The 26,132-nt window shown below is 67.7% G+C and carries 22 protein-coding genes and 1 pseudogene; 12 read left to right on the top strand and 11 right to left on the bottom strand.

Translation table 11 applies throughout. From position 1 onward, the window contains the following. Positions 1-239: 239 nt before the first annotated feature. Positions 240-1,145 carry a lysophospholipid acyltransferase family protein gene (locus DMB37_RS08695; protein ID WP_135232260.1) on the top strand — a complete coding sequence of 302 codons (906 nt, stop codon included), beginning with the start codon at positions 240-242 and terminating at the stop codon, positions 1,143-1,145. Between the two features lie 4 nt (positions 1,146-1,149). Here the strand turns inward: DMB37_RS08695 and DMB37_RS08690 are convergent, their stop codons facing one another. Then, complete coding sequence (locus DMB37_RS08690; protein ID WP_240772306.1) at positions 1,150-3,066, bottom strand: glycosyltransferase family 39 protein; 1,917 nt, start codon at positions 3,064-3,066, stop codon at positions 1,150-1,152. A 341-nt stretch (positions 3,067-3,407) separates the two neighbouring features. Between DMB37_RS08690 and DMB37_RS08685 the strand changes: the two genes are divergently transcribed. Together DMB37_RS08685 and DMB37_RS08680 are read left to right on the top strand one after the other, a co-directional pair. Continuing rightward, a complete protein-coding gene (locus DMB37_RS08685; protein ID WP_135232258.1) occupies positions 3,408-4,553 on the top strand; it encodes an acyl-CoA dehydrogenase family protein in 1,146 nt (381 codons plus the stop codon). A 129-nt stretch (positions 4,554-4,682) separates the two neighbouring features. Then, entirely contained in the window at positions 4,683-4,874 is a 192-nt protein-coding gene (locus tag DMB37_RS08680; protein WP_135237438.1) for a DUF3072 domain-containing protein, read from the top strand. A gap of 116 nt (positions 4,875-4,990) precedes the next feature. Here DMB37_RS08680 and DMB37_RS08675 read toward each other — a convergent pair whose 3' ends face one another. From DMB37_RS08675 to DMB37_RS40945, 4 genes and pseudogenes are all read right to left on the bottom strand, one after another. Then, positions 4,991-5,710 (bottom strand): energy-coupling factor ABC transporter ATP-binding protein, encoded by a 720-nt coding sequence (locus DMB37_RS08675; RefSeq protein WP_135232257.1) that lies wholly within the window; start codon positions 5,708-5,710, stop codon positions 4,991-4,993. Beyond that, entirely contained in the window at positions 5,707-6,468 is a 762-nt protein-coding gene (cbiQ, locus tag DMB37_RS08670) for a cobalt ECF transporter T component CbiQ (RefSeq protein ID WP_135232256.1), read from the bottom strand. The genes DMB37_RS08675 and cbiQ overlap by 4 nt, the downstream gene beginning before the upstream one ends. After that, entirely contained in the window at positions 6,469-6,828 is a 360-nt protein-coding gene (locus DMB37_RS40950; protein WP_206055322.1) for a PDGLE domain-containing protein, read from the bottom strand. Positions 6,829-6,852: 24 nt separating this feature from the next. After that, positions 6,853-7,545, bottom strand: a pseudogene (locus DMB37_RS40945) (energy-coupling factor ABC transporter permease); the annotation flags it as partial. Positions 7,546-7,660: 115 nt separating this feature from the next. Between DMB37_RS40945 and DMB37_RS08660 the strand changes: the two are divergent. Both DMB37_RS08660 and DMB37_RS08655 read left to right on the top strand, forming a co-directional pair. Further along, complete coding sequence (locus tag DMB37_RS08660) at positions 7,661-8,011, top strand: metalloregulator ArsR/SmtB family transcription factor (protein ID WP_240772503.1); 351 nt, start codon at positions 7,661-7,663, stop codon at positions 8,009-8,011. A gap of 132 nt (positions 8,012-8,143) precedes the next feature. After that, positions 8,144-8,326 (top strand): DUF1508 domain-containing protein, encoded by a 183-nt coding sequence (locus DMB37_RS08655; protein WP_135232253.1) that lies wholly within the window; start codon positions 8,144-8,146, stop codon positions 8,324-8,326. Between the two features lies 1 nt (position 8,327). Here the strand turns inward: DMB37_RS08655 and DMB37_RS08650 are convergent, their stop codons facing one another. Together DMB37_RS08650 and DMB37_RS08645 are read right to left on the bottom strand one after the other, a co-directional pair. Continuing rightward, positions 8,328-8,822, bottom strand: coding sequence for an ABC transporter substrate-binding protein (locus DMB37_RS08650; RefSeq protein WP_206055213.1), 495 nt, complete (start codon positions 8,820-8,822; stop codon positions 8,328-8,330). A gap of 180 nt (positions 8,823-9,002) precedes the next feature. Beyond that, on the bottom strand, positions 9,003-10,484 hold the full coding sequence (locus DMB37_RS08645) for an FAD-dependent monooxygenase (protein ID WP_135232252.1): 1,482 nt from the start codon (positions 10,482-10,484) through the stop codon (positions 9,003-9,005). 92 nt (positions 10,485-10,576) lie between these two features. Here DMB37_RS08645 and DMB37_RS08640 point away from each other — a divergent pair, with 92 nt between their 5' ends. Further along, positions 10,577-11,224 carry a TetR/AcrR family transcriptional regulator C-terminal domain-containing protein gene (locus DMB37_RS08640; RefSeq protein ID WP_135232251.1) on the top strand — a complete coding sequence of 216 codons (648 nt, stop codon included), beginning with the start codon at positions 10,577-10,579 and terminating at the stop codon, positions 11,222-11,224. A gap of 112 nt (positions 11,225-11,336) precedes the next feature. On the opposite strand, the gene DMB37_RS08635 is transcribed toward DMB37_RS08640, so the two are convergent. After that, positions 11,337-13,292: a glycosyltransferase family 39 protein gene (locus DMB37_RS08635; RefSeq protein WP_135237436.1), complete on the bottom strand. Its 1,956-nt coding sequence runs from the start codon at positions 13,290-13,292 to the stop codon at positions 11,337-11,339. 173 nt (positions 13,293-13,465) lie between these two features. Further along, positions 13,466-14,122, bottom strand: coding sequence for a transcriptional repressor LexA (gene lexA / locus DMB37_RS08630; protein WP_107660727.1), 657 nt, complete (start codon positions 14,120-14,122; stop codon positions 13,466-13,468). 394 nt (positions 14,123-14,516) lie between these two features. On the opposite strand from lexA, the gene DMB37_RS08625 reads away from it, so the two are divergent. From DMB37_RS08625 to nrdR, 3 genes are all read left to right on the top strand, one after another. Further along, positions 14,517-15,056 carry a hypothetical protein gene (locus DMB37_RS08625; RefSeq protein WP_135232250.1) on the top strand — a complete coding sequence of 180 codons (540 nt, stop codon included), beginning with the start codon at positions 14,517-14,519 and terminating at the stop codon, positions 15,054-15,056. A gap of 200 nt (positions 15,057-15,256) precedes the next feature. Beyond that, positions 15,257-16,513, top strand: coding sequence for a hypothetical protein (locus DMB37_RS08620; RefSeq protein ID WP_135232249.1), 1,257 nt, complete (start codon positions 15,257-15,259; stop codon positions 16,511-16,513). A gap of 275 nt (positions 16,514-16,788) precedes the next feature. Further along, complete coding sequence (gene nrdR / locus DMB37_RS08615; protein ID WP_135232248.1) at positions 16,789-17,259, top strand: transcriptional regulator NrdR; 471 nt, start codon at positions 16,789-16,791, stop codon at positions 17,257-17,259. Between the two features lie 15 nt (positions 17,260-17,274). On the opposite strand, the gene hrpA is transcribed toward nrdR, so the two are convergent. Then, positions 17,275-21,588 (bottom strand): ATP-dependent RNA helicase HrpA, encoded by a 4,314-nt coding sequence (gene hrpA / locus DMB37_RS08610; RefSeq protein WP_135232247.1) that lies wholly within the window; start codon positions 21,586-21,588, stop codon positions 17,275-17,277. 127 nt (positions 21,589-21,715) lie between these two features. Here hrpA and DMB37_RS08605 point away from each other — a divergent pair, with 127 nt between their 5' ends. Next, entirely contained in the window at positions 21,716-22,342 is a 627-nt protein-coding gene (locus DMB37_RS08605; protein ID WP_135232246.1) for a Pr6Pr family membrane protein, read from the top strand. A gap of 159 nt (positions 22,343-22,501) precedes the next feature. Further along, positions 22,502-23,725, top strand: a complete 1,224-nt coding sequence (locus tag DMB37_RS08600) for an aspartate aminotransferase family protein (RefSeq protein ID WP_135232245.1) — start codon at positions 22,502-22,504, stop codon at positions 23,723-23,725. A gap of 129 nt (positions 23,726-23,854) precedes the next feature. Here DMB37_RS08600 and DMB37_RS08595 read toward each other — a convergent pair whose 3' ends face one another. Further along, a complete protein-coding gene (locus tag DMB37_RS08595) occupies positions 23,855-24,370 on the bottom strand; it encodes a GNAT family N-acetyltransferase (RefSeq protein ID WP_240772305.1) in 516 nt (171 codons plus the stop codon). 128 nt (positions 24,371-24,498) lie between these two features. Between DMB37_RS08595 and DMB37_RS08590 the strand changes: the two genes are divergently transcribed. Then, positions 24,499-26,130, top strand: a complete 1,632-nt coding sequence (locus DMB37_RS08590; RefSeq protein WP_135237434.1) for an acyl-CoA synthetase — start codon at positions 24,499-24,501, stop codon at positions 26,128-26,130. The last annotated feature ends 2 nt before the right edge of the window (positions 26,131-26,132 follow it).

The raw sequence follows: 26,132 nt of genomic DNA, 5'->3' as shown, positions 1-26,132 counted from the left end.
GGGTGGTTGGCACATTCGAGCCATGCTCGTCGGGCACCGTTGTCTGGTTGCGCACGAATTGTCAGCAAACTCTGGGGTTGGGAGTCGGGGGCTGCGTGGCAGGCTGGCGGCGGTTTTGTCGCCGGGCGAGGGTGCGCCGGAGCTCATAGCAGACCGCGTGGACTGTGTTGGCGCTCACATGTGATGCGGCACAGTGGAATTCGTTACGGTATCGTTCGGGGCGACATCAGGAGGGATGTATGTCGCACGACCGTTCGGGTTCGGTTGGTTCCGTGGAGGGCGCGTCCGGGGCGTTGGTGCTGGAGAAGCCTGCGCTCAGTGACGGGGCTCCGCTGGCGGTTTCGCTGAGCGACAGCGATCTGCGGGTAATCGAGGCGCTGCTCTCGCCGTTGCGGGCGTGGACCAGTCCGCGGTTCTACGGACTCGACAACATCCCGACCGAGGGGCCCGTGCTGCTGGTCGGCAATCACAACCTGATGGGTGGCATCGACGCACCGCTGCTGCTGCCCGAGGTGCTGCGCCGCCGCGGCCGCCTGATCCGGGGGCTCGCCGAACACGTGCTGATCGCGGTCCCTGGCGTGCGTCACTTCCTGCACCGCTACGGCGCGGTCCGCGGCACTCGAGGCAACTGCCTCGCGCTGCTGAAGCGCGGCGAGGCCGTCATCGTCTTCCCCGGCGGCGGACGCGAAGCGGTGCGCCGCAAGAACGAGAAGTACCTCCTCAAATGGGAGGGCCGCACCGGCTTCGCCCGGATGGCGATCGAGGCGGGCGCGCCGATCGTGCCGATCGCGATGATCGGCGTCGACGACGCCTACGACATCGTGATCGACGGCGACCACCCGCTGCTGCGCCCGCTGCGCTGGACCGTCGAAGCCCTCGGCATCAACCCCGAACTGACACCCCCGCTGCTGCGCGGCCTCGGCCCGACCGTCCTGCCCCGCCCCGAACGCTTCTACTTCTCCGCAGGCACCCCGATCGACCCGGCTCCCTGGCGGGATACCGACGATATCGACACAGCCGCACAGGAATTGCGCGACGTAGTCCGCAAGTCCCTGGAGGAGGAGCTGAGATTCCTTTTCACCGAACGCGCACGCGACTCCGGCCGCACCCTGTTCGGGCGCATGCGGGACTGGGTCCAGCGCTGATCGTCTAATTCGGGTGCGGCGTCAGGTCGTAGATCGCGATGTTGCCGATGTGCGTCGCGGTGTAGTGGTGGCTCACCCAGGTCGCGATTTCCGGCTTTCCGGTTACCTGCCAAGGCTTTTCGGGAGCCGAGGGTGCGGCGGCGCCGGGTTGGCCGCCGACTTTCCAGGACGCGGGCAGCTGCATTTCCTGCACCAGGTAGTAGGTCAATTGATGGTCGGCCACGATCTGCTGGAACTCCTCTAGCGTTGGTACCGGGTCCTCTGCCGCGAACCCGCCGATGGCGATCACCGGGGTGCGGCTGGCCAATTCCAGCGCGGCGGCGATCGAACCGCGGTCGACCGCGGCCGACCATTTCGTCGTGGTGCTCATCAGCATGGTGACGAGCTGCGGGTTGGTGAACGCGCCACCGTCGGCGAAGTTCTGCGTCTGCCGATGGATGAGCGCCTCGATCCCGGTCTCGACGGGTTTGGCCGGTCCGACGACGGGACTGCGGCCGACATGGGCCTGCGGCAGGGTGGCCGCCGCATAGGCCGTCGACCCACCGAGCCCGGCGAACACGCCGACGATCACCAACAGCGCGGTCGCTCTGGCCCGAGCGGTTCGCCAGCCTGCCGTTGCCGGGATCGCCGTCACCAGCAGCCCGAGCGCCGCGACCACCGCCGCCCCGGCGATGGTCCAGCGCAACCACGGCAGCCATTCCGAATTGCGTTGCAGGACAACCAAAGACCACAATCCCATGGTCAGCACCAGCGCGGCGGCACCGAGCCTGCCGAAGAGCTCATCGCGCCGTCGCCACAGCTCGTGCACCCCGACCGCCACCAACCCGGCCACGGCGGGCGCGAGCGTCAACGTGTAGTACGAGTGCTCGATAGCCTTCATCGCGCTGAAGGCGCCACCCATGGTGATCAGCCACAGCCCGAAAACCAGTGCAGCACCACGTATCTGATCAGTGCGCGGCGCGCTCCACCGCGAAACCAGCACCACCACGAACGCCAGCAGAGCCGCAGGAACCAGCCATGAGATCTCGAATCCGCTCTCGCCCAGGAACAGTCGGCCGGCTCCGGGCGACCCGAAATCATTGAAGCTCTGCAAGAGCCCTGGCGGTGTTTGATAACCAGCAGGCAGCGCGATCTGACCCGACGCCGGGGTGTCACCCAGGAAGCGCCCGAATCCGTTGTAGCCGAGCACCGCGTCCATGAACGTATTGTCCGTCGACCCCGCCAGATAAGGTCGCGACGAGGCAGGCCACAGAATGGTCAGCAGCACATACCAACCGGCGGAAACGATCAACGCCGCAGTAGCACCGACCAAGTGCCACAACCGATTCCGCAATGAGGTAGGCGCGACCACGAGGTATACGATCCCCAGCGCGGGCAGCACCATCAACCCTTCGAGCAACTTCGTCAAGAACGCGAACCCGAGCGCGACACCGGCCAGCATCAGCCACCGCCCGTTCGCCCGCTCCAGCGACCTGATCGTGCAGTAGCCGCCCGCCGTCATCAGTAAGACCAGCACCGCATCCGGATTGTTGAACCGAAACATCAACGCCACCACCGGCGTTGCCGCCAGCACCACCCCGGCGAGCAGCCCGGCGCCCCGGCTGCCGGTCGCCCGCGCCACCGCCGCGGACAACAGCCAGACCGCGGCAACCGCCATCAACGCCTGTGGAACGAGCATGCTCGCACTGCTGAATCCGAACAGCTGCCCGGACAACCCCATCACCCACTGCGCCACCGGCGGCTTGTCGACGGTGATGAAGTTGCTCGGATCGAGCGACCCGAACAGCAGTGCCTTCCAGTTCCGCGAGCCGGCCCAGGTGGCGCCCGCGTAGAAGTTGTTGCCCATACCGTTCACGGTGATGTGCCACAGGTACGCGATCGCGGTTCCGAGCAGCAGCCCGGCCAACCCGAGACGCTCCACCGGTCGGACCGGGGGCAGTGCTGTCGGACTGGAGGATGAGGCAACGGAACCGGTCGGAGCCGTCGCGATGAGGGTCGCCGCCATGGCCCCACCGTCGCATGGTGATGTTCACCAAAAGTTGGACAGCGGGTGAACACCGCGTCGGAACTGTGTGGTTGCCGACACTGCCGCGTTCGCCGCGGTTTGTCGAGAATCTCGGTCTTCTTCCACGCGCCGCCTCTTCACGCCTGGTCACTTCGCGATTCTGCCCCAGAAGTGAACTGCGATTCTCGTTCCGGGTACCGTATTAGGCAACGACGGGTCGGTGTGGACCGGCCGGGTGTTGTCCCTAGGAGGTTGGTGTGGAGCGCACACTGTTCGAACCCGAGCACGATTTGTTCCGGGAGTCGTTCCGCAAGTTTCTCGATCAGCATGTCGCGCCGAACCACGCTGAGTGGGAAGAGCAGGGGATCGTCGACCGCGCGGTCTGGCTCGAGGCGGGCAAGCAGGGCTTCCTCGGTATGGCCATGCCGGAGGAGTACGGCGGCGGCGGGGTCAAGGATTTCCGCTACAACGCGATCGTGGCCGAGGAGTCGGTCCGCGGCCAGTACTCCGGTCTCGGCTTCGCCCTGCACAACGATGTGATCGCGCCGTACCTGCTGGAACTGGCCAACGAGGAGCAGAAGCAGCGCTGGCTGCCCGGCTTCTGTTCCGGCGAGATCATCACCGCCATCGCGATGACCGAGCCGGGCACGGGCTCCGACCTGCAGGGCATCAAGACCCGCGCGGTCCGCGACGGTGACGACTGGGTGCTCAACGGCGCCAAGACCTTCATCACCAACGGCATCAACGCCGACATCGTCATCGTGGTCGCGCAGACCGACCCCGAGAAGGGCGCGATGGGCTTCAGCCTGCTCGTCGTCGAGCGCGGCATGCCCGGCTTCGAGCGCGGCCGCAACCTGGACAAGCTCGGCCTCAAGGCGCAGGACACCGCCGAGCTGAGCTTCACCGACGTCCGGGTCCCCGCCGCCAACCTGCTCGGTCAGGAAGGCGCGGGCTTCATCCATCTGATGCAGAACCTCCCGCAGGAGCGCCTCTCCATCGCCGTGATGGCCGCGGCCGCCATGGAAGCGTGCCTGGACATGACCATCCAGTACGTGCGCGACCGCAAGGCGTTCGGCAAGCCCATCGGCACCTTCCAGAACACCCGCTTCGTCCTCGCCGAACTGGCCACCAAGACCACCGCGGTCCGCGTGCTGGTCGACCGTTTCATCGAGGACCTCAACAACGGCAAGCTCTCGGTCGAGGATGCCGCCATGGCCAAGTGGTGGAGCACCGAGGAGCAGGTCGAGCTCATCGACCGCTGCCTGCAGCTGCACGGCGGCTACGGCTACATGAAGGAATACCCGATCGCGAAGGCGTACATGGACGCTCGCGTGCAAACGATCTACGGCGGCACCACCGAGATCATGAAGGAAATCATCGGACGGTCGCTGAAGCTGTCCTGATCCGGAGGTCTGCATTCGGTTGCACCACATACCGGGTCGGGTGACTGCCGCACGGCTGCGGTGGTTGAGGGGCGATGATCCGGGTATGTAGGGGTCGAACATGCGTTCTGTCGAGTGTGAGGAGCGATGATGGTGCAGCCGAATCCGGAGAAGGATCCCGAGCAGTGGACCACCGGTGACGAGCCGATGACCGGACCGCAGCAGTCCTACCTGCAGACCCTGGCCCAGGAGGCGGGCGAGGAGGTGCCGGCGGGGTTGACCAAAGCGCAGGCGTCGGAGCTGATCGATGAGCTCCAGCAGCGCACCGGTCGCGGCGCCTGAGCTCGTTCGGGTCGGCGGACGGGCACTCTCGGGTCCATTGCCGGATCGAGGGGAGTGCCCACTCGGTCCGGGGCGCTCGATCACTGTGCCGTCGACCGGGCTCGGCTCCCAAGGGCTCAGCTCAGGCGGTGTTTGGCCAGCAGCGCTGCGTCATCGAGGATTTCGTCGGTGGGACCGTCGGCGACTATGCGGCCCGCGTCGAGGATCACCACGCGGTGGCAGATGCGCTGGGCGTAGGGGAGATCGTGAGTGACCATCAGGATGGTGGTCGGCAGTGTGGTCAGTACGTCGGCCAGCTCGCGTCGGGCGACCGGGTCGAGGTTGGCGGCGGGTTCGTCCAAGACGAGTACCTCTGGCCGGCAGGCCAAGACGGTGGCCAGGGCGGCGCGGCGGCGCTCGCCGACCGAGAGTTGGGTAGGGGAGCGCTCGGCTCGATCCGACATGCCCACCGCGGCGAGGGCGTCGCGGACGTTGTCGGTGAGCTGGGCGCCGCGGATACCGAAATTGGCGGGTCCGAAGGCGACATCTTGTTCGACGGTCGGCATGAAGAGCTGGTCGTCGGGGTCCTGGAAGACCAGGCCGACGCGTTGGCGGATGGCGCGAACGGTGCTGCGGCCCAATAGGATTCCGCCGATGCGCACCTCGCCGGATGCCGGGGTGAGCACGCCGTTCAGGTGCAGCATCAGGGTGGATTTCCCGGCACCGTTGGGGCCGAGGACGGCGACCCGTTCGCCGGGGGCGATGTCGAGGTTCACGCCGTGCAGGGCGCCGGTGCCGTCGGGATAGGCGAACGTCAGGTCGACCAGACGTACTGCGGGCGTTGCCGATTCGGTCATCGGATCACCTGGGCGGTGACGCAGAGGCAGACCGCGACGACAGCGGGTACACAGCCGAGCATCCATTGCGTCCGCGTCGCGGGCTGGGTGCCGAAATCCGGTACAGCGCCGGTGAACCCGCGCGACAGCATCGCCAAGTGGACGCGTTCCCCGCGTTCGTAGGAACGCAGGAACAAGGTGCCCGCACCGCGTGCGGTCGCACCTGCTTGGCGCAGGGTTCGCGGGTCGTCGCCGCGTGAAATCCGCGCCAAACGCATCCGACCGGCTTCCTCGAGCAGCAGGTCGACGTACCGGAGCATCAACACCACGATGGTGACGATCATGCCGGGCACGCGCAGCCTGGTCAGGCCGGCCGGCAATTCGCGTACGTTCGTCGTAGCGGCCAAGGTGAGCGAAACTCCCACGCCGATCGTCCCTTTCGCGACAATGCCCCACGCGGCATACAGCCCGGCCGTCGACAGCGACAGCCCGAGAAACGTCGTCCTCGGCGCACCCGCCGCGAACGGCAGCAGAATCGCGAGCACCACGAAGGGCAGTTCGATGAGCAGCCGCGGCGCGATCCAGCGCAACGGGATATCCGCCCAGCGCCAGAGCGCGACCAAGCCGAGCGCGTAACAGCCGAAGGGCCAGAACAGTTCTCGCGGCGTCGCCACGACGGCGAAGACGGCGAGCACCGCGCAGACGATCTTCACTTCGGCCGGTACCCGATGCGCCGGTGAACTTCCCGGCAGATACAGGCGGTGACTGGCGACCGTCACTTACGTCGACCCCGGCTCGGTCACCGCGGCCGTGTCTTTCCGTCGTCCCGCCCGGATCAGGTTCACCACCGCGAACAGCACCGCGAAAGCCGCGGCGACCCCGAGAATGCCTGCGACACCGGTCAGTTTGTCGTTGCCGTCGATCGTGTAGTCGGCCAGTGGTGAGTTCGCGAGATGGTGGTCTTGCGCGTTCTTGGCGATGCAGTCGCCCTGCAGCTCTTCGGTGCCGTCGACCTGGACCACGGTGCAGCCGCGCTGCGTGGTCGCGTCCAACCCGTCCGGCTGCGAACTCGCCACATAGGACAGCAGGCCCGCGACGAGCACGGCCACCGCGGCGAACGCCAACAGGAATCCGGTCATCGAGAGCCGGGGTCGCAGTGGTGTTGCGGCGGTGCGGCGTCGACCGCTGACCCGCAACAGATAGACGAGATCGGGTCGGGCGTTGACCACGGCGACGAGCGTGATCGCGGTGATGATCCCTTCTCCGACACCGATCAGCGCATGGGTGATCAGCATGTATCCGGTGACCGCGCCGACGGTCGAGCCCGCCGCACCGCCGATCAGGTACTCGACGACGAAACCCGAAGCCGCTGCGACGGTTCCGACGAACGCCGCGACGAATCCGACGATCCCGATCCCCGCGTCGGCGCGTCGCCGAGACAGCACCGGCAGCACGAGGCGAGCGACCGTGTAACCGACGGCGACCCCGATCAGCGCCATGTTCGTGATGTTCGTACCGAGCGCGGTCAGCCCGCCATCGGCGAACAGAAGTGCCTGCACGACAAGCACAATCGCCACGCACAGCGCCCCGACGTAGGGGCCGACCAGAATCGCGGCGAGCGCGCCGCCGAGCAGATGCCCGCTCACTCCCGGCAGGATCGGGAAGTTCACCATCTGCACCGCGAAAATGAAGGCCGCCACCAGACCGGCCATCGGTGCGGCCCGCTCGTCCAGCTCGGCGCGGGCCCGCCACGCCGCGAAGCCCAGGCCCGCGACCGCGATCACCGCGAAGATCAACGAGGTCGGCGCGTCGACGATGCCGTCGCTCATGTGCATGGCCTGGGTTGTGCTGCTCACTTGTCGAGACGATACCCGCGATACCTGATCAGCTGAACATATGTTCCGATGTTCACAAGCGCTGGTCGTACTCGCCCAAGAGCGGCAGAGTAGACGTGTGGCAGTGAGCATTCCGCTGGATCCCGATCACGCAGGCCGCGCCGCATCGGGTTTGGCTATCGCAGGCATCGAGCGCTGGGCGAACCGTTTCGAGCTCTTATCCGATGCCAACCGGCTCCGGCTGCTGCTGTGCCTGCACCACGCCCCCGACATCAGCGTCAGCGACCTGGCCGCCGCGGTCGGCATGTCCGGCACCGCCGTCTCGCACGCCCTACGCCTACTCCGCCAACAGGGTTGGGTCGCCGCCGCCAAACACGGCCGCATCGTCCGCTACCGCCTCGCCGACGACACCATCCACGACCTGCTGCACTGGATCGGCGCGACCCACGCGGACGACCCGCTCGCGAAACAAGCAGCGACCACCTGATCTCGCACAACGCCGCCCTGCTCTGCTAACGGTCAGCTACTGGGGTGACTCCGCCGCGAGGATTGAGAAAACGCTGGACGGTTACTCCTTCGAACGACAGGAGTTATCCGGTCGAGCGAAAGAAGAGCAACCATGGCCGCCAAATTCGAGTTGTACACGGACAAGGCATCGAAGACCCGTTGGCGTCTGAAAGCGCCGAACGGGGAGGTCATCGCCGCGAGCCAGGCTTACGAAAGCAAGGCCGCAGCCAAGAACGGCATCGAGTCGGTCAAGAAGAACGCCGCCGTCGCGACAATCGACGACCAAACCGAGTAGGTCACCCGGCACCGAGAACGACCTCGCCGCCGCGGACCGCCCAGCCGTTCCCGTCGCGGGTCGCACCACGCAGTCCATCGAGGACCCGGGCGCCCGCAAGTACCGCACACCTCGAATCAGTCAGCGACCCGAACGCGAACGTGCGGCGCGCGGTCCAATCCGTGGAGTGCACGAGCCGTCTGCTCAATTGGACGAAACCCGCGACTCCCCCCGCGACCACCCAGGCGTCGGGTGCCCCCGCGGTGAGCCGCCGCGCCTGCCGCAGCCAGGATGCGGCGTCCTCCGGCCAGTCGACGACGGCTGACACCTGGAAGCCACGCGCACGCCATGCGGCGGCGAATGCGTCCGCCGCGGCGACCGAGTTGGCATGCCGACTGTGTCCGATGCTGACGGTCGTACCGTTGCGCAGATCTCGCCGCACCATCGTCAGCAGGCGCTCCAATTCGGCTTCGGTGTGCGGTGGGGGAGCCGCACCAGTGAGAGCCAGATTCCGCAACCTCGGCGAAGGCTGACCCGCACCGGGTATCGCCTCGGCCACCCGCCAGGGGAGCTCAGCCGAGCGCGAAGCGTGGTTTTCGGACAATCCGCGTTGCAGGCTCACAGGAGGAAGACGCCGCCAACCCGTCCGCTGTGAGATTCCCAGTCGGAACTCGTGGGCGCTTCGCTCGCCGACGGCTCAGACCGCTGGGCCGAACCAGGTGGTCAGTGCTTCGGTTAGGCCGTCGGTACTGGGCTCGGAGCTGACCCAGGCTGCGTAACCGTCGGGTCGGATGAGGATGGCGGCGGGAACCGCGATGTCGCCTACGCCGGGGACGGGCCAGTGGGTGGCGCTGGGGTGGGCGTCGATCACGTCGACTCGGTCGAGCCACCCTGCTGCCGACGCGTTCTGGTTTCCGTTGAGGCGCAACAGGATCGGTCGGCCCGGGCGCAGCAGTTCGCATACCCGGGTGACACCCGCGGCGGTGGTGAGGTCGCCGTCGGGAACACGACGCCCGGCCAGCGGATGATCGCTTTTGACGTCATAGCGGATGTCGAGGGCGGTGATCATGAGCCCGAGCCGTTGCCGCACGACGTCCAGGTCGATCAGGTCGCCCAGCACAGCGCGCAGTGCCTCGGTATGCGCGCCGGGCCGCTGTAGCGCGGTCTGCGCCCTGGTGTTGTTCAGCACGCGGGCACCGACCGGATGGCGTTCGGACTCATAGGTGTCGAGCGCAGCGTCCGATCCGTTGCGGTGCAGGGCGATTGCCAGCTTCCAGCCGAGATTGACCGCATCCTGAGCTCCCAGGTTCTGGCCTTGGCCGCCTGCGGGGTAGTGGATGTGCGCGGCATCTCCGGCCAGGAACACGCGCCTGTCGCGGTAGCGCGTCGCCTGTCGGGAAGCGTCGCCGTAGTGCGTCACCCAGCGCGGGCTGTGCATGCCGAAATCGGTGCCCGCGATCTCAGCGAAGTTGGCCCGGAAGTCCTCGAACGTCAGGACTGATCCGCGCGGCATGACGAGGTCGTGTCGTTGGACGACCAGCCGGTACCAGCCGGGCTCGAACTGGACTGCGGAGAAATCGCCGCCCCCGCGACGGTGGCCGAAGAACTGCTCCGAAGGCGGCTCGGCCAGTTCGACATCGGCCAGCATCCCGGTCATCGTCGCGTCGGTGCCGACGAAGTCGATGCCTGCCAGCTTGCGCACCGCACTGCGCCCGCCGTCGCAACCGACCAGATACTCGGACCGAATCCGGTGGGTGCCGTCCGGTCCGCCGACTTCCACGTCGATCCCCGTCGCGTCCTGCTCGAACCCGATGACCGGCGATCCCCACCGCACCGGCGCCCCGAGTTCGGTTGCGTGCCGGTCGAGTTCGCGCTCGACCACCGACTGCAGCACGGCGAGCATGTACGGGTATCGAGTGTCGAAGTCGCTGAAATCCAAAGGGAGCGCGCCGAAATGGCCGGCTTGCCGGATGTGGCCCTGTGGCAGCAAGCAGTCGAGCAGTCCACGCTGATCGAGGATCTCCATGGTGCGGGCGTGGATGCCGCCGGACCGCGATTCGCCGGTGCGCTGCGCGAGCCCGTCGAGCAGGACAACGTCCACTCCGGCTAGTCGCAATTCAGCGGCCAGCATCAGTCCGGTAGGCCCGCCACCAGCGATAACTACCTGGGTCGTCTCCATGACCTTCTCCTTAACGATGTTAAGCTATTTAACGATGTTAGGGAGACATGAACATTGTTAAGCTGTCAACCGGTTCGAAACAGGAGGCGGCTGTGAAGCTCGATACCCAGGTCATCGCCCAGGCGGCGCTGAACCTGCTCGACGACGCCGGACTGGACGGCCTGACCATGCGCAAGGTGGCCGCCGCGCTCGACGTCCAGGCACCCGCGCTCTACTGGCACGTCAAGAACAAGCGCGAACTACTCGACGCGATGGCACGCACCGTCTTCGTCGCCGCCGTCGACGGCTTGGAGGCGCCGCGGCGCGGGCAGGACTGGCAGGACTGGACCATCCAGCTCGCCACCAGGCTGCGCCGGTCGATGCTGCGCTACCGGGATGGCGCGAAGGTGCTCGCGGGCACCTATGTCGACGACGAAGCAATGTGGCGCACAGTGGAATTGACGCTGCGCACGCTGGAGGACGCGGGCTTCGCGATGGTGCAGTCGGTCCGCGTCTTCCCGATCCTGCTGCACTACACCATCGGCTTCGTGATCGAAGAGCAGGCGCGAGCCGGCGCCGAATACGACGACAACCCCTACCGGCCCGAGCGCCTCGAAAACCTCATCGACGCAACGCGATACCCCTTGACCACGGCGCTGGTGGGCGAGCTCTTCACCGCCGATCCCGACGCCGAGTTCGACCACGGCCTGCGCGTCATCCTGGCCGGGGTCGTCGCTACCCGACCGGCCGAGGCAACCTGATTCGGTCCGGCGGCACCCACACGGGGATCGTCGGCAGCGCGAAGTCCCGCACGGCCGTAACTTCATGATCCACCGGGACATGACGGCGGCTATGTCCCGTCGATCATGAACGTCAGCGCGGCGGTGCTGTCAGGTCGTAGACAGCTATGTTGCCGAAGTGGACCGGGGTGTAGTGCGCGGCAACCCACTCCGCGATGTCCTTGTTTCCGGATGGTCGCCACAGGCCGTTGCCGGTGTGCGGCTGGTCCGGTTCCGGGATGATGCCCGGCTGATCGGCGACTTTCCATGCATCCGGCAACTTCACCTCCTGCGCGAGGTAGTACGTGACCTGGTGGGTGCTGACCAAGTGCTCGAAGTCGGGGAGGGTGGGCACCGGGTCGTCGGAGGTGAAGCCGCCGATGGCGATCACGGGGGTGCGGCTGGCCAACTCCAGGCTCGCGGCAGTCGAGGACCGATCGACGGCTGCCGACCAGGTGGTCGTGGTATTCCGCAGCAGTTCGACGACCTGCGGTTCGGTCGAGCCGTCGAGGAAAGCGGTGACGGCGCGGCGGACTTCGTTTGCGGGGGCGCCCTTTTCGGGTTCGGCGGGGCCGACGGTCGGGCTGCCGCCCACATGCGCCTGCGGCAGGGTGGCCGCCGCGTACGCGGTGGATCCGCCGAGTCCGGCCAGCACGCCCACGATCACCAGCACCGAGGTGGTCCGGGTGCGCAGCCGATCCGGCACGGTGAAGGTGCCGGCCAGCAGCCCGAGCGTGGCGAGTACGGCAATGGTGAGCAGGGCCCAGCGCAACCAAGGCAGCCACTCGGCGTTACGTTGCAGCAGCACGAAAGCCCAGCCTGCCGTAGCCAGCACCACCGCGGCAGCGGCAATTCGGCCGAACACCTCGTCGCGCCGCCGCCAAGCTTCGTGGACACCGAGCGCGAACGTTGCCGCGACGGCGGGCCCGATGGCCAAGGTGTAGTAAGCGTGCATGCCACCCTGCATGGTGGTGAACGCGATCCCATCGATGATCAGCCACAGTCCGAAAACCACTGCCGCGCCGCGTATCAGATCGGTGCGCGGCACTCGCCAGCGTGACACCAGCACAATCCCGAAGGCCAGCAGCGCTGCGGGCAGTAGCCAGGAGATCTCGAATCCGATCTCACCGGTGAACAGCCTCGACGGCCCCGATCCACCGAAGCCTGCCCCGAGGTCGTGTGGCATCTCGTACCCGGGCGGCAGCTCGAAGCGGTTGCCGACCTTGTGGTTCTGGCCGAGGAAGCGCGCGAATCCGTTGTAGCCGAGCACCAGATCCATGAACGTGTTGTTCGTCGACCCGGCGAGGTAGGGCCGCGACGAAGGGGGCCACAACATGGTCAGCAGCACGTACCAGCCGGACGAGACGATCAGCGCGACGGCGGCAGTGGTCAAGTGCCACAACCGATTACGCAGCGTCGTAGGCGCAACAAGGAGATAGGCGACACCCAGCGCGGGCAGCGCCATCAACCCTTCGAGCATCTTGGCCAGGAACGCGAAGCCGAGCGCGACACCGGCCAATGCCAGCCAGCGTGCGCTCGCTCGCTCCAGGGCCCTGATCGTGCAGTAGGCGCCCGCGGTCATCAGCAGGACCATCACGGCGTCGGGATTGTTGAACCGGAACATCAACGCCACCACAGGGGTCGATGCCAGCACCGCCCCGGCGAGCAGCCCGGTGTCCCGGCTGCCGGTGGCGCGGGCCACCGCCGCAGACAGCAGCCAGACCGCGGCGACCGCCATCAACGCCTGCGGGACCAGCATGCTCGCACTGCTGAATCCGAACAGCTGCCCGGACAACCCCATCACCCACTGGGATACCGGTGGCTTGTCGACGGTGATGAAGTTGCCGGGATCGAGCGAGCCGAACAGCAGCGCCTTCCAGCTCCGGGAACCGGCCCAGGTCGCGGCGGCGTAGAAGTTGTTGCCCATGCCGTTGACGGTGATGTGCCAGAGATACGCGACCGCCGTACCGAGCAGCAGCGCGGCAAGTCCGGCCCGCTCCCAGTGGCGAGCCGGAGGTAGGCCCGCCGTGGTGGTGGTTGCACCGGGCATGCTCGGTTCGACGCTGATCACGGTCACCGCAGGAGCATGACCCGCGCAGCGGTGAAGGCGCTGGGCGCTCGCTGGCAATGTGCTGTGAACGATGCCGCCGGATCCGCGCCGGCGGTATCGGACGCGAACGGCCGCACGGATCACCGTGCGGCCGTTCGCGTATGGAACTCCGGCTAGATCTTACGGATGACCGTGACGACCTTGCCGAGTACCTGTGCGTCATTGCCGGGAATCGGTTCGAACACCGGGTTGTGCGGCATCAGCCAGACATCCTTGCCGGTGCGCTTGAACGTCTTCACGGTCGCTTCGCCGTCGATCATGGCGGCGACGATGTCACCGTTGTCGGCGACGTTCTGCTGGCGCACCACCACCCAGTCGCCGTCGCAGATCGCCGCGTCGATCATCGACTGACCGACGACCTTGAGCAGGAACAGCGATCCCTCGCCGACCAGTTCGCGCGGCAGCGGGAACACGTCCTCCACGGCCTGCTCGGCCAGAATCGGTCCACCGGCGGCGATCCGGCCGAGTACCGGCACGAACGTCGGCGTCGGCCGGTTCGGATCGGCTGCGCCCGTATCGGATTCGTCGACGGCGGCGGCGTGCAGGGTGGTCACCGCGCGCCCCACCTCGTCGAGGCCGCGAACATCGACGGCGCGTGGACGATTCGGGTCGCGACGCAGAAAGCCCTTGCGTTCCAGTGCCCGCAGTTGATGGGCGACCGAGGAGGTGGACGTCAGCCCGACGGCGTCGCCGATCTCCCGGATGCTCGGCGGGTAGCCGCGCTCGCTCACCGAAGACCGGATAACCTCCAGCACTTTGCGTTGACGCACGGTGAGATCCGCTTCGGTAACCGCCGTGTCGGCGCCGCCTTCGCTCTCTACGCCCGTGTCGTCTGTGTGCCTCACCGCAACCGCCCTTCCGTGCTGTATCCGGGCTGATCCCGCCGCCCGGCATATCCCTGCATGGCCTGTCTTGAATTTCGTCTTTCGAATCTAGTCCGGTCGGGCCGATGTTTCAAACATCTGTTCGAGGAGTGTCGGGCGTTTCCTGCTGACATTGTCGGTGGCACGTGGTAGAAATCGAACATCAGTTCTTCGAACACCTGAGCGAACAATGCATCGAAAAGCGGCACTGAACAGCGGTACCGAGCAGCCCCACCGGTCCGCCCAGCTCGAACACCCCAGCTCGAACACAGACGGAGCACCCACCACGGAGGTTTGTCCGATGAGCACTGCGATCAGCGACATCAACACGGAGATCGGCGCGCCGGGCACGGATCTCGCACGGCGTGTCGACGATGTTCGCGATGTCGACACGCGTGAGGTCGGCTCGCGCGACACCGATTCGGCGGAGATAGATCTCGCGTTCGCGACGGTCCCGCGCGTGCATCGAGGCTCGTTGCGTACGCGCGCAGTGGATTCGGCGCATCGGTCGACCGTGGACCGGCGCCCGCGTGGCGCGCGGCCCGGTGGCGGCGTCGTCGTATACGACCGTGGCACACGGAATTCGCCGGTGCGCCAGGCCCGCGGCGCTCACCCGGTGGAGCTGGTCGAGCAGGCGCAGGTCGGTTTCGCCGTGCTCGCGGTGGCGGCGCTGTTGAGTGCGCTCGTGGTGGCCGCGTTGATCACGCTGGCGCACCTGCGGGCGGGGGACTGGGGTGGGGACGCCGGTCCGGGCGCGGTGCCCGCCGTGGTCGACGGGCAGTCGGTGGTCGTGGATTCCGTGCCCGGAAGTGTGCTGCCCCAAGGTGTCAGCACCCGTTGACGAGATCGGCCGACATTTCGGGCGTTGCTTCCCGGACCGGCGTGGCTACCACGTAGCACCGGCCTGATCGTGCGGACGCAGAGTGACCGAATTTGTTGATCATCAACTAGAACATGTTGTTAGTGTGCTGAACACGTGATCTGGCAAAGCTCTTTGCCACACACGGCCGTCGCCTACGCACGAGTTCGGGACATCTAGCAATGACGCATCTCGCCACCGCCGGACACTCCACCCGGCTGCTCGCCCGAACTTTCGGGATCGCCCTCTGTCTGGTCTTCGGGGTCGCCGCCGTACCGGCCGCCCATGCGGCGCCCGCCTACGCGGACTACCTCGACTTACCCGCCGTCAACGGTGACGGCGCGGGCGGCGGCGGGCTGAATCCGGCGCTCCCGCTGGATGAATCGACCCTGTCCGCCGCGGTGGACGCGGCCCGCGCCGACGGCGTGTCCCCGCGCCGGTACGCGACCCTGTTGCATCAGTACTGGCTGATCGTCGCGACCCGCAACGCCGCCATCGACCTCGCGGCCTGGGATCCGGCCCGCGGCGTCCGGGCCAACGAACGCACCTTCAATCAGGTGTACGTCAACTACCTGCGGCTCACCACGCAGCACCCGCAGTTCTACTGGACCGGCTTGGCCGGCATCGCGGGCGGCTCGTTCGCCTCCGGCTTCTTCGACATGAGCGACGTCGGCGGGGTGCTCGACGTGCCCGGCATCCACCAACTCGGTGACACCGTCGCCGACCTCTTGCGCCACACCCCACCCGAATTGGTGCGCGAACTGCCGGCCGACATCCGGCTGCTCGCCACCGAGGGCTCGCGCCTCACCGCCGAGGACGTCGCCTGGTACCAAACCCGGCTGATGATCATGCAGAAGCACATCTTCACCGACCTGGTCCCGATGCACGAGGCCTACATCGCGCTGGGCATGCGTGGCATCGACGAGATGTACGAGGCGGGCGTGCTCGACGACGACATCCATACCGCATGGCAATCCATCGCCCAGGGCACCCGCGAAGGCAATATCGACGCGCTGATCCGGATGACCGACCGCGAACAGAACAAGGTGATCGCCGACCAGTGGGATGCGACCGCCGCGGGCCGCGCCCCGATCGGCCGGGTCCTCACCTACGTGAGCACCATCGCGGGCAAGCCCGCCGTGCCCGGTGTCCGCGCCCCGGGCGTGTTCGCACCGGCCACCGTCCGCGCCGACCTGGGCGGCCGTACCCTGGCCCTGCGCACCTCGCTGCCCGACTTCAACTGGGCCGACCGCGACACCCGCTGGACCTACATCACCGGTGACCTCGTCCCGCGGCACATCGACATGGAGCTCGACCCCGCACTCGGCCCCGTCGTGCTCGGCGAGTCGTTCTGGAACAAGCTCGCCCGCGGCCGCCTCATCCCGCGCCTACCCGAGCTGATCGCCGATCTGACCTCGCAGTGGCAGATCGTCGAATAGGTTCGCAGCCCGCACCGGCGCGTGCTGGGTGAAGTGGAGATGATCAGCGGGAGCGGACCGGCGATCCCGCGGACAATGCCGGTGGGTACCGGGTGAGTGAGACATCCCGGGTACCCGGACGGGTATCCTCGAAGTGCTATGCAGGTATTCCGCATATCGCCTGAGGTTTACCTGGTGCCGGGGTCTAGGCCCCTGTACACGTGCTCGCCGGGACGGTCACCCCGATCGGTTGCCGGGCCGGCCGCGAGCACGCGCATCGACGAAGGATCCCCCGGATGCATTGCCCGTACTGCCGACACCCCGACTCCCGGGTGGTGGACTCGCGCGAGGCCGACGAAGGCGCGGCCATCCGCCGCCGCCGCGCGTGCCCGCACTGTGGGCGGCGGTTCAGCACGGTGGAAACCGCGATCCTGTCCGTGGTCAAACGCAGTGGCGTCACCGAACCGTTCAGCAGGGAAAAGGTCATCCGCGGTGTCCGCCGCGCCTGCCAGGGCCGTGAGGTCGACGACGACGCACTGAACCTGCTCGCGCAGAAGGTGGAAGACGCGGTGCGCGCCAAGGGTTCTCCCGAGGTGCCGAGCCACGAGGTCGGTTTGGCCATCCTCGGCCCACTGCGCGACCTGGACGAGGTCGCCTACCTCCGCTTCGCCTCCGTCTACCGATCCTTCACCTCCGCAGCGGATTTCGAACGCGAGATCCAGGAGATGCGCACCGCCCGCGAGGCAGCAGCGGTGCCCGCCGAATAGCAACGGCCGCTTCGGCTACCGGCGGATAGCGGCGACGGCTTTCTCGATGCGCTTGGCGGACACCGGATATGGCGTGCCGAGCTTCTGGGCGAACAGGCTGATCCGGAACTCCTCGATCATCCACCAGATCTCGGTGACGGCCGGAGCGTGGCGCCGGTTCTCCGGTAGCGAGTTGACCAGCCGGTCGTAGGCGGTGAGGGCGCGGTCCAGCTCGATCATGCCCTGCCGGTCGCGGACCGCGGAGCCTGGTAGCGCCTCCAGGCGGACGACGGCGGCTTGCAGGTAGCGGGGGAGTTCGCGCAGTCGGGCGCTGCCCCATTCGGAGATGAAACCGGGGAAGACCAGGTTGTCGAGCTGGTCGCGGACGTCGTCGGCGATGTCGCGTTCGGAGGTCTGCGCCAGCGCCACCGAAACCCGGTGTGCCTCGGCCAGAATCGGCACCACCAGGCGGACGAGTCGCGCCACCGCGGTGGCGAAGTCGGTGCGGATCTTCGCGACCAGTGCCGCGAAGTCATCCGGATTGTGCACCGGTCCGCCCGCGGCGGCGATGAGCTCGTCGGCGGCCGCGGCGCGGCAGTCCTCGACCAGCGCCTCCAGCGAACCGTACGGATTCTGGCTCAGCGCAAGGCGTTCCGTGGGGCGCAGGCTCGAGGTGACGGTGCGCACGGACGTCGGTAGCGCGTTCAGGACGAGCGCGCGGGTGCCTGCGCGCATCGCGGCGGCTTGCGCGGCGGGGGAGCTGAGCACCCGCACCGCCACACCCTCGCCCTCGGGTACGAGCGCGGGATAACCGGTGACGGTCTGCCCGGCGACCTCACGGCGAACCGTCGGCTCGACCGTGCCCAGCGACTCCGACGTCCACACCGCGGCGGGCGCGCGTTCGGCCCCAGCCGTCGCGCGCGCAACCGAGGCGGAAACCTGTTCGGCGAGCTGAGTTTTCAGCGCAGGCAGACTCTTACTCCGGGCCAGCACCGTGCCCGCGCTGTCTACCGCCGCGAAGGTCATTCGCAGATGATCTGGCAGTGCGGCGGTATCGAGGTCGGTCGGATCGATGGTGATCGCACCGAGCCGAGACAGCTCCCGCGCCAGACCGATGCGCAACGGTTCGGCGCGCGGGGTGAGCGCGGCCAGTGCCCGCGCCGCGAAATCCGGCGCCGGAACCACGCTGCGCCGCAACGCCTTCGGCAGGGTCTTGATCAGCGCCGCGGCCAGTTCGTCGCGCATGCCCGGCACCAGCCAGTCGAAGCCGACCGCACGCACGTGCGCCAGTTGTTCGACCGGGATCCGTACGGTGACACCGTCTTCCTCGTTGCCCGGCTCGAACTGATAGGTGAGCGGAAAACTGAGCTCGCCCTGCCGCCAGGCATCGGGGAAGGCGGCCGGATCCAGCGCCGCGGTGCCCGCGTTGACCACGGTCGAGGTCGAGAAGTCCAGCAGCGCGGGGTCTTTGCGGCGCGCGGACTTCCACCAGCTGTCGAAGTGCCGCACCGAGACGATGTCGGCGGGTAGGCGCTTGTCGTAGAACTCGAACAGCACCTCGTCGTCGACCAGGATGTCGCGGCGGCGGGCGCGGTGCTCCAGATCGGCGACATCGTCGATCAATTCGCGGTTGCGGTGGAAGAACTCGTGGCGGGTCTGCCATTCGCCCTGCACCAGTGCGTGTCTGATGAACAGTTCCCGCGACAGCTCCGGATCGATCCGGCCGTAATCCACCTGTCTGCCGGTCACCAACGGGATTCCATACAGCGTGACGCGTTCGTAGGCGCTGGCCGCGCCGCGCTTGGCCGACCAATGTGGTTCGGAATAGGTGCGCTTCACCAGGTCGCCCGCGAGCCGCTCGGCCCACTCCGGCTCCACCTTGGCCGCCATCCGCCCCCACAGCCGTGACGTCTCGACCAGCTCCGCCGCCATCACCCAGCGCGGCGGCTTCTTCGCGAGCGAGGAGCCGGGGAAGATCATGAACTTCGCGTTGCGCGCGCCGAGGAACTCCCGCGTCTCCGCTTCACGCAGCCCGATATGGGACAGCATGCCCGCCAGCAGCGCCTGGTGGATGCCGGTGGAATCCCACGGCATGTCATCGGAGTCGAGCGAGGAACTGTCGGCAGCCTGCGGCGCACCGCGCCGTCCCCGCTTCGCCCCCCGCTGCCCGCCGCCGGTCGCGGAATCGGTCCGTCCGTCGCGAGAAGTGTTGGCGTCCTGCCGGTTCGAGTCCGCAGTGCCGGGGCGTTCATCGCCTTGACGGCCTGCGGCGGATTGCGCAGGAGCCTGGCCGCTTGACCGCCCACGGCGCGAACCCCCCTCGGCCTGCTGCCGCACGTCGGACTGCCCGCCTGGTGCTCCTGCGTTTTGACCGCCCTTGCCGCGGCCTCGCCCGCGCCGCGAGCTGCCCGCGGCAGGTTCGCCCGCCGCGTCGGAGCGCTCCGACGAGTCGGCCGACCACCCGAGCCCCCTCGTGATGGTGCGCAACTGCCCGTGCAGGTCCTGCCACTCCCTGATTCGCAGGTAATGCAGGAACTCCTCCCGGCACATCCGTCGGAACTGGTTGGACGACAACGACTTCCGCTGCTCGGTCAGGTAGTCCCAGAGTCGCAGGTAGGCGAGGAAATCCGAGCCTTCCACGACGAACCGCACATGCTTGAGGTCAGCGGCCTGCTGATTATCGGCGGGCCGCTCGCGAACATCCTGAATCGACAGTGCCGCAACGATGATCAGCACCTCCGCCAGGCAGCCGTTGCTGTGCGCCTCCACCAGCATCCGCGCCATCCGCGGGTCGACCGGCAGCTGTGCCATGTCGCGCCCGATCGGAGTCAGCGTCAATCCGTAGTCATCGGTGCGGGTTTCGGCCGCGTCCTTCGACCCCGGCGCGGCGGTCCGCCGCCCCAGCGCGCCGAGCTCCTCGAGCAGCGCGATGCCGTCCCGGATGGCCCTTTTGTCCGGCGCCTCCACGAACGGGAAGTTCTCGATATCGCCGAGCCCGAGCGCGGTCATCTGCAGGATGACGGCGGCCAGGTTGGTGCGCAGGATCTCCGGCTCGGTGAACGCGGGCCGGGACTCGAAATCGTCCTCGGAGTACAGCCGGATGCAGATACCGTCGGCGACGCGGCCACAGCGTCCGGCGCGCTGCCGGGCCGAGGCCTGGGAGACCGGTTCGATCGGCAGTCGCTGCACCTTGGTGCGCATCGAGTAGCGCGAGATGCGCGCGGTGCCGGGGTCGATCACGTATCGGATGCCGGGGACGGTGAGTGAGGTCTCGGCGACATTGGTGGCCAGCACCACGCGGCGGCCGGGGTGCGGCGCGAACACCCGGTGCTGTTCGGCGGTGGACAGCCGTGCGTAGAGCGGCAGGATCTCGGTGCGCGGCAGCTTCAGATCGCGCAAAGCGTCTGCGGTGTCCCGGATCTCGCGTTCACCGGACAGGAACACCAGCACGTCCCCGTCGCCCTCGGCGAACAGTTCGGCGACCGCGTCGCCGATGGCGTCGACCGGGTCGCGGTCGACCACCCGGGTGTCCTCGTCGTCTTCGTCGTCGGCGCCGGGCAGTTCCAGGGACAGGGGGCGGTAGCGCAGCTCCACCGGATAGGAGCGGCCGGACACCTCGACAATCGGTGCGGGAGCGCCGTTCTCGTCGGCGAAATGCCGGGCGAACAGCTCCGGGTCGATGGTCGCCGAGGTGATGATCACCTTCAGGTCGGGTCGGCGCGGCAGCAGCTGTTTGAGGTAGCCGAGCAGGAAGTCGATATTGAGGCTGCGTTCGTGCGCCTCGTCGATGATGATCGTGTCGTAGCGGCGCAGCAGCCGGTCGCGCTGGATCTCGGCGAGCAGGATGCCGTCGGTCATCAGCTTGATCAGCGTGCGGTCGGAGGCGTGATCGGTGAAACGCACCGTGTAACCGACGACGTCGCCCAGTTCGGTGCCGAGTTCCTCGGCGATGCGCTCGGCGACCGTGCGCGCGGCCAGCCTGCGCGGCTGAGTGTGGCCGATGGTGCCGCGGATGCCGCGCCCGAGCTCCAGGCAGATCTTGGGGATCTGGGTGGTCTTGCCGGAGCCGGTCTCGCCGGCCACGATCACCACCTGATGCGCGGCGATGGCCGCGGCGATGTCCTCGCGGCGCTGGGTGACCGGCAACTGCTCGGGGTAGCGGATCTCCGGTACGGCGGCTCGGCGCGCGTCGATGCGGAGCTCGGCCGCGGCGATCTCGGCCTCGACCTCGCCGAGGTCGCCGCCGCGCGCCCGGTCGAGCCGGCGGCGCAGCCGGTATTCGTCGCGGAGGGAGAGATTCGCCAGGCGGGTGCGGAGCTCGCGGGGTCCGGTGTCAGCTGTCCTGGTCATTGCATTCATAAGCGTAGCGAAGGGCGGCAACTGGTATTTCCGTCAGGCGGTGCGGCCGGGTTGCCGGCAGTGTGCGGACTGTCCGGAAGTCGCGCGTCAACCAGGCTTGATATGCGAGGATCGGGCAATGGACGCCGATTCGGGCACGGCTTGGATATACCGAGGTCTGCGGATCGCCTTCGGTGTGCTCGCCGCCGTCGCGCTGGCCTGGATCCCGCTGCGCAATCTGCACGAGGCCGCGTTCTCCACCGGAAACTACTTCAGCTTCTTCACCATTCAATCGAATGTGCTCGGCATGCTGGTGTTGCTGATCGGCGGCCTGCGTGACCCGCAGGGGCGCCGCTGGGAGGTGTTGCGCGGGGCGAGCGCGCTGTATCTGCTCATCACCGGTGTGGTCTACGCGGTGCTGCTGGCCAATATCGACGTGATGCTCACCGATCGCTGGATCAACGACATCCTGCATCGCGTGCTGCCGATCGTGCTGGTCGCCGACTGGGTGCTCGTCCCGGCCCGCGAGCGGCTCGCCCTGTCACCGCGGCTCGTCCTGCTGTGGCTGATCTACCCGGTGGTCTATGGCGTCTACACGCTGATCCGCGGCCCGATCGTCGACTGGTATCCGTACCCGTTTCTCGACCCTCGGCAGCAGGGCTATATCTCGCTGACGATCGGCCTGATCGTGCTGCTCGGCGTCTTCACGCTGCTCGCCATCGCGATAGCGGCCGTCGGCGGGCGAGCGCGGCTCCGAACGCCGTGAGTCGGGTAGGGCTGCGGTGCAACGTGGTGATGGCCATAGGGCCGAGGTGCACTGCTAGCGGATTTTCCCTGGTTGACCGGGTGGCCGTCGGCTCGAGAGTCCTCGGCGGTGCCCGGCACGATTCGGAGGGCGACACCTCCCTCCGGTAAAGGTGGACACATGAACTCGCTATGGCATGGATTTGCCGACATGGGTGCGGTCGAGCGGGACGGCGCGTTCGTCGTCGCCCGTGGCGAGGGCGCCTACATCTACGACGCCGAGGACAACCGCTACCTGGACGCGACGGCCGGGCTCTGGTTCACCAACGTCGGCCACGGCCGCGGCGAGATCGCCGATGCGGTCGCCGCGCAGCTGCGCCGGGTCGCGCACTACTCCAACTTCGGCGACTTCGCCGAACCGGCCACCCAGGAGCTCGCCGAGCGGTTGTCCGCGATGGCGCCGGTGCCGGGTAGCAAGATCTTCTTCACCTCCGGCGGTTCGGACTCGGTGGACACCGCGGCCAAGCTCGCCCGCCGCTACTGGCACGAGCTCGGCAGGCCGGACAAGACGATCGTGGTCGGGCGCAGCAAGGCCTATCACGGCATGCATGTCGCGGGCACCGCGCTGGCGGGCATCCCGGCCAACCGCGAGGGCTACGGCGAGCTGATGGCCGATGCGCGCACCGTCGAGTGGGACGACGCCAAGTCGCTGCTCGCGTTGATCGAGGAGATCGGCGCCGAACGCATCGCCGCCTTCTTCTGCGAACCCATCATCGGCGCGGGCGGCATCTACCTGCCGCCGGCCGGCTACCTCGCCGAGGTGCGCCGCATCTGCCGCGACAACGACATCCTCTTCGTCACCGACGAGGTCGTCACCGGCTTCGGCCGGATCGGCGGATCCTGGTTCGCCTCCTCGCGCTTCGACCTGCAACCGGACCTGATGACCACCGCCAAGGGCCTCACCTCCGGCTACGTCCCGATGGGTGCGGTGTTCATCGCACCGCACATCGCCGAACCGTTCTTCGCGGGCGGCGTCTGGTGGCGCCACGGCTACACCTACGGCGGGCACGCGGGCGCCGCCGCGGCCGCGCTGGCCAACCTGGACATCATCGAGCGCGAGAACCTGCTCGACGAGTCGGCTCGCCTGGAAGCGACCCTGCACGAGAAGCTCGCCCCGCTGGCCGAGCATCCGCGCGTGGCCGAGGTGCGCAGTGGGCTGGGTGCCGTGGCCGCCGTTCAGCTGGTCGATCCCGCCGAGGGGCTGCCGATGGTGAAAACCCTTCGTGCGCACGGTGTTTCCAGCCGGGCGGCCGGGCAGGGCGCGATGCAGATCTCGCCGTCGTTCGTGATGACCGATGCCCAGGTCGACGAGATGGTCGAAGGATTCACCCGCGCCCTCGGGTGAGTGCTGCTCTCCCCGCACGTGAAACCCGTGCGGGGAACAGGCTCCTGTGCACGAATCATGGTGCGGAAGAACAGGTGCTGAGTACTGCGGAACTGCCCTGCCTCCGAAACCTGTGCGGGAGCACGAACCTCAGAGCGTGCGGGTCATGAAGACGCTGAACGGGTCGAGTTCGTAATCCCCGAACGGCCCGCAGAACTCGAAACCATGCGCGGCGTAAAGCCTTTGGGCCGGGACGAAGAACTCGGGCGCACCGGTCTCCAGGCTGACTCGCCGGTACCCGCGGGTGGAGGCCTCGGCGAGCAGGTGGCGCAGCATGATCGAGGCGATGCCGCGACGTTTGTGCGTCGCGGCGGTGCGCATGGACTTGATCTCCGCGTGCTCGGCGTCGAGTTGCTTGAGGGCCGCACAGCCGGCCAGGGTGTCGCCGTCCCATCCGCTCCAGAAGGTGATCTCCGGGCGGCGCAGTGCGTCCAGGTCCAGTGCGTGCATGCTCTCGGCGGGGGAGTGCGTGGCCATGTCGGTCAGGTGCTCGGTGAGCAGGGCCGCGATCTCCGGTCCCGAGAGGTCATCGACCACGATGCGGAGGCCGGGCATCGAACCGGTAGCAGCGCCCGCGGGAGCGGACTGGTCGGTGTTGCTAGACATTTGTCCATCATGCCCGGCGGCGCACTGTAGCGATCACTCGACGGACCTCGATCGGACAGGCTTTACTGAGAGGGCACTTGCCCGCACTTGCTAGACGGACCTCGCTGTCCGGCCAAGGGGTCCCGATGATGAAGCTTGCCAAGGTCACCGCGCTGGCCGCGGGCGCCGCCCGCCGGGTCGCCGACGAAACCTATTACGCCTCATTGGCGGTCCGTGCCGGGCTGGTTACCCTGGAACGGCCCGACCGGCTCGCCCAGATGGGTGCGGCGGTCGTTCGGTCCGGGATGCTCGGCGGGCTCGTCTCGGTCGCCGCGCTGCGCTACCGGGACCGGGCGGCGCTCATCGATGAATTGGGCTCGATCACCTTCCGCGAGCTCGACGAGCGCACCAGCGCCCTGGCCAACGCCTGGCGCGCCCGCGGGCTGCGCGACGGCGAGGGCGTCGCGATCCTGGCCCGCAACCATCGCGGCTTCCACTACGCGGTGTTCGCCGCCGCCAAGTGCGGTGCCCGAATCGTGCTGCTGAACACCGATTTCGCCGGCCCGCAGCTGCGTGAGGTGGTGGCCAGGGAGGGTATCGATCTGCTGGTGTTCGATGAGGAGTACACCGACATGCTCGGTGACCTCACCCCGCCGCGTGGCCGTTATCGCGCCTGGGCCGATCGGCCCGGCGTCGACACGCTGGACAATCTGATCGCCGGCGCGAGCCGTTCGGCACCGCGGCGCGCCACCACCACCGCGAAGGTCATCCTGCTGACCAGCGGAACGACCGGCACCCCGAAGGGCGCCCCGCGCGGCGAACCGACCTCGCTGGCCCCGCTCGGCGCGATCCTGGACAAGGTGCCGTTCCGTGCCCGCGAGATCACCGAATGCCCGGCGCCGCTGTTCCATACGCTGGGGTTCGCGCACCTGTCCATCGCGCTCGGCTTCGGCTCGACGCTGGTGATCCGCCGCCGCTTCGACCCGCAGGCGGTGCTGGACAGCCTGCACCGCCATCGCGCCACCGCCCTCGTGGCGGTGCCGGTGATGCTGCAGCGGCTGGTCGACCTCGGCCCGGGAGCCCGTGCCGGACATGACTTCTCGGCGCTGCGCATCATCTTCGTCGCGGGCTCGCAGCTGGGCGCCGAGCTGTGCACCAGGGTGACCGAGGCCTTCGGCCAGGTGGTCTACAACATGTACGGCTCCACCGAGGTGGCGTACGCGACCATCGCTACCCCCGCCGACTTGGCCGTCGAACCGGGCTGTGTGGGCAGTCCGGTGCCGAGTGCGACCGTGCGCATCCTCGACGAGGATGGTGCGGAGCTGCCTGCGGGCCAGACCGGCCGGATCTTCGTCGGCAACAGCTTCCAGTTCGAGGGGTACACCGGCGGCGGCGACAAGCTGCGGGTCGGCAATCTGATGTCCACCGGTGACGTCGGCCATTTCGACAGTGCGGGAAGACTTTTCATCGACGGCCGGGACGACGACATGATCGTCTCCGGCGGCGAGAACGTCTTCCCCGGCGAGATCGAGGAACTGCTGGCCGCGCACCCGGCCGTCGCCGAGGTGAGTGCTTTCGGCGTGCCCGACGATCGGTACGGACAGCGGCTACGCGCGGTGATCGTTGTGCGCGAAGAACATTCACTCGACGAGGACGAGGTGCGCGAGTACGTCAAGGCGCATCTGGCGCGGTTCAAGGTGCCGCGCGACGTCGTGTTCATCGATGAACTGCCGCGCAACCCGACCGGAAAGGTGCTCAAACGCGTTCTGCGCGAACTCTGATC

The organism is Nocardia sp. CS682 (assembly GCF_004634405.1).
Taxonomy (GTDB): Bacteria; Actinomycetota; Actinomycetes; order Mycobacteriales; family Mycobacteriaceae; genus Nocardia; species Nocardia ninae.
This window is presented reverse-complemented; position numbering and strand designations above follow the sequence as displayed.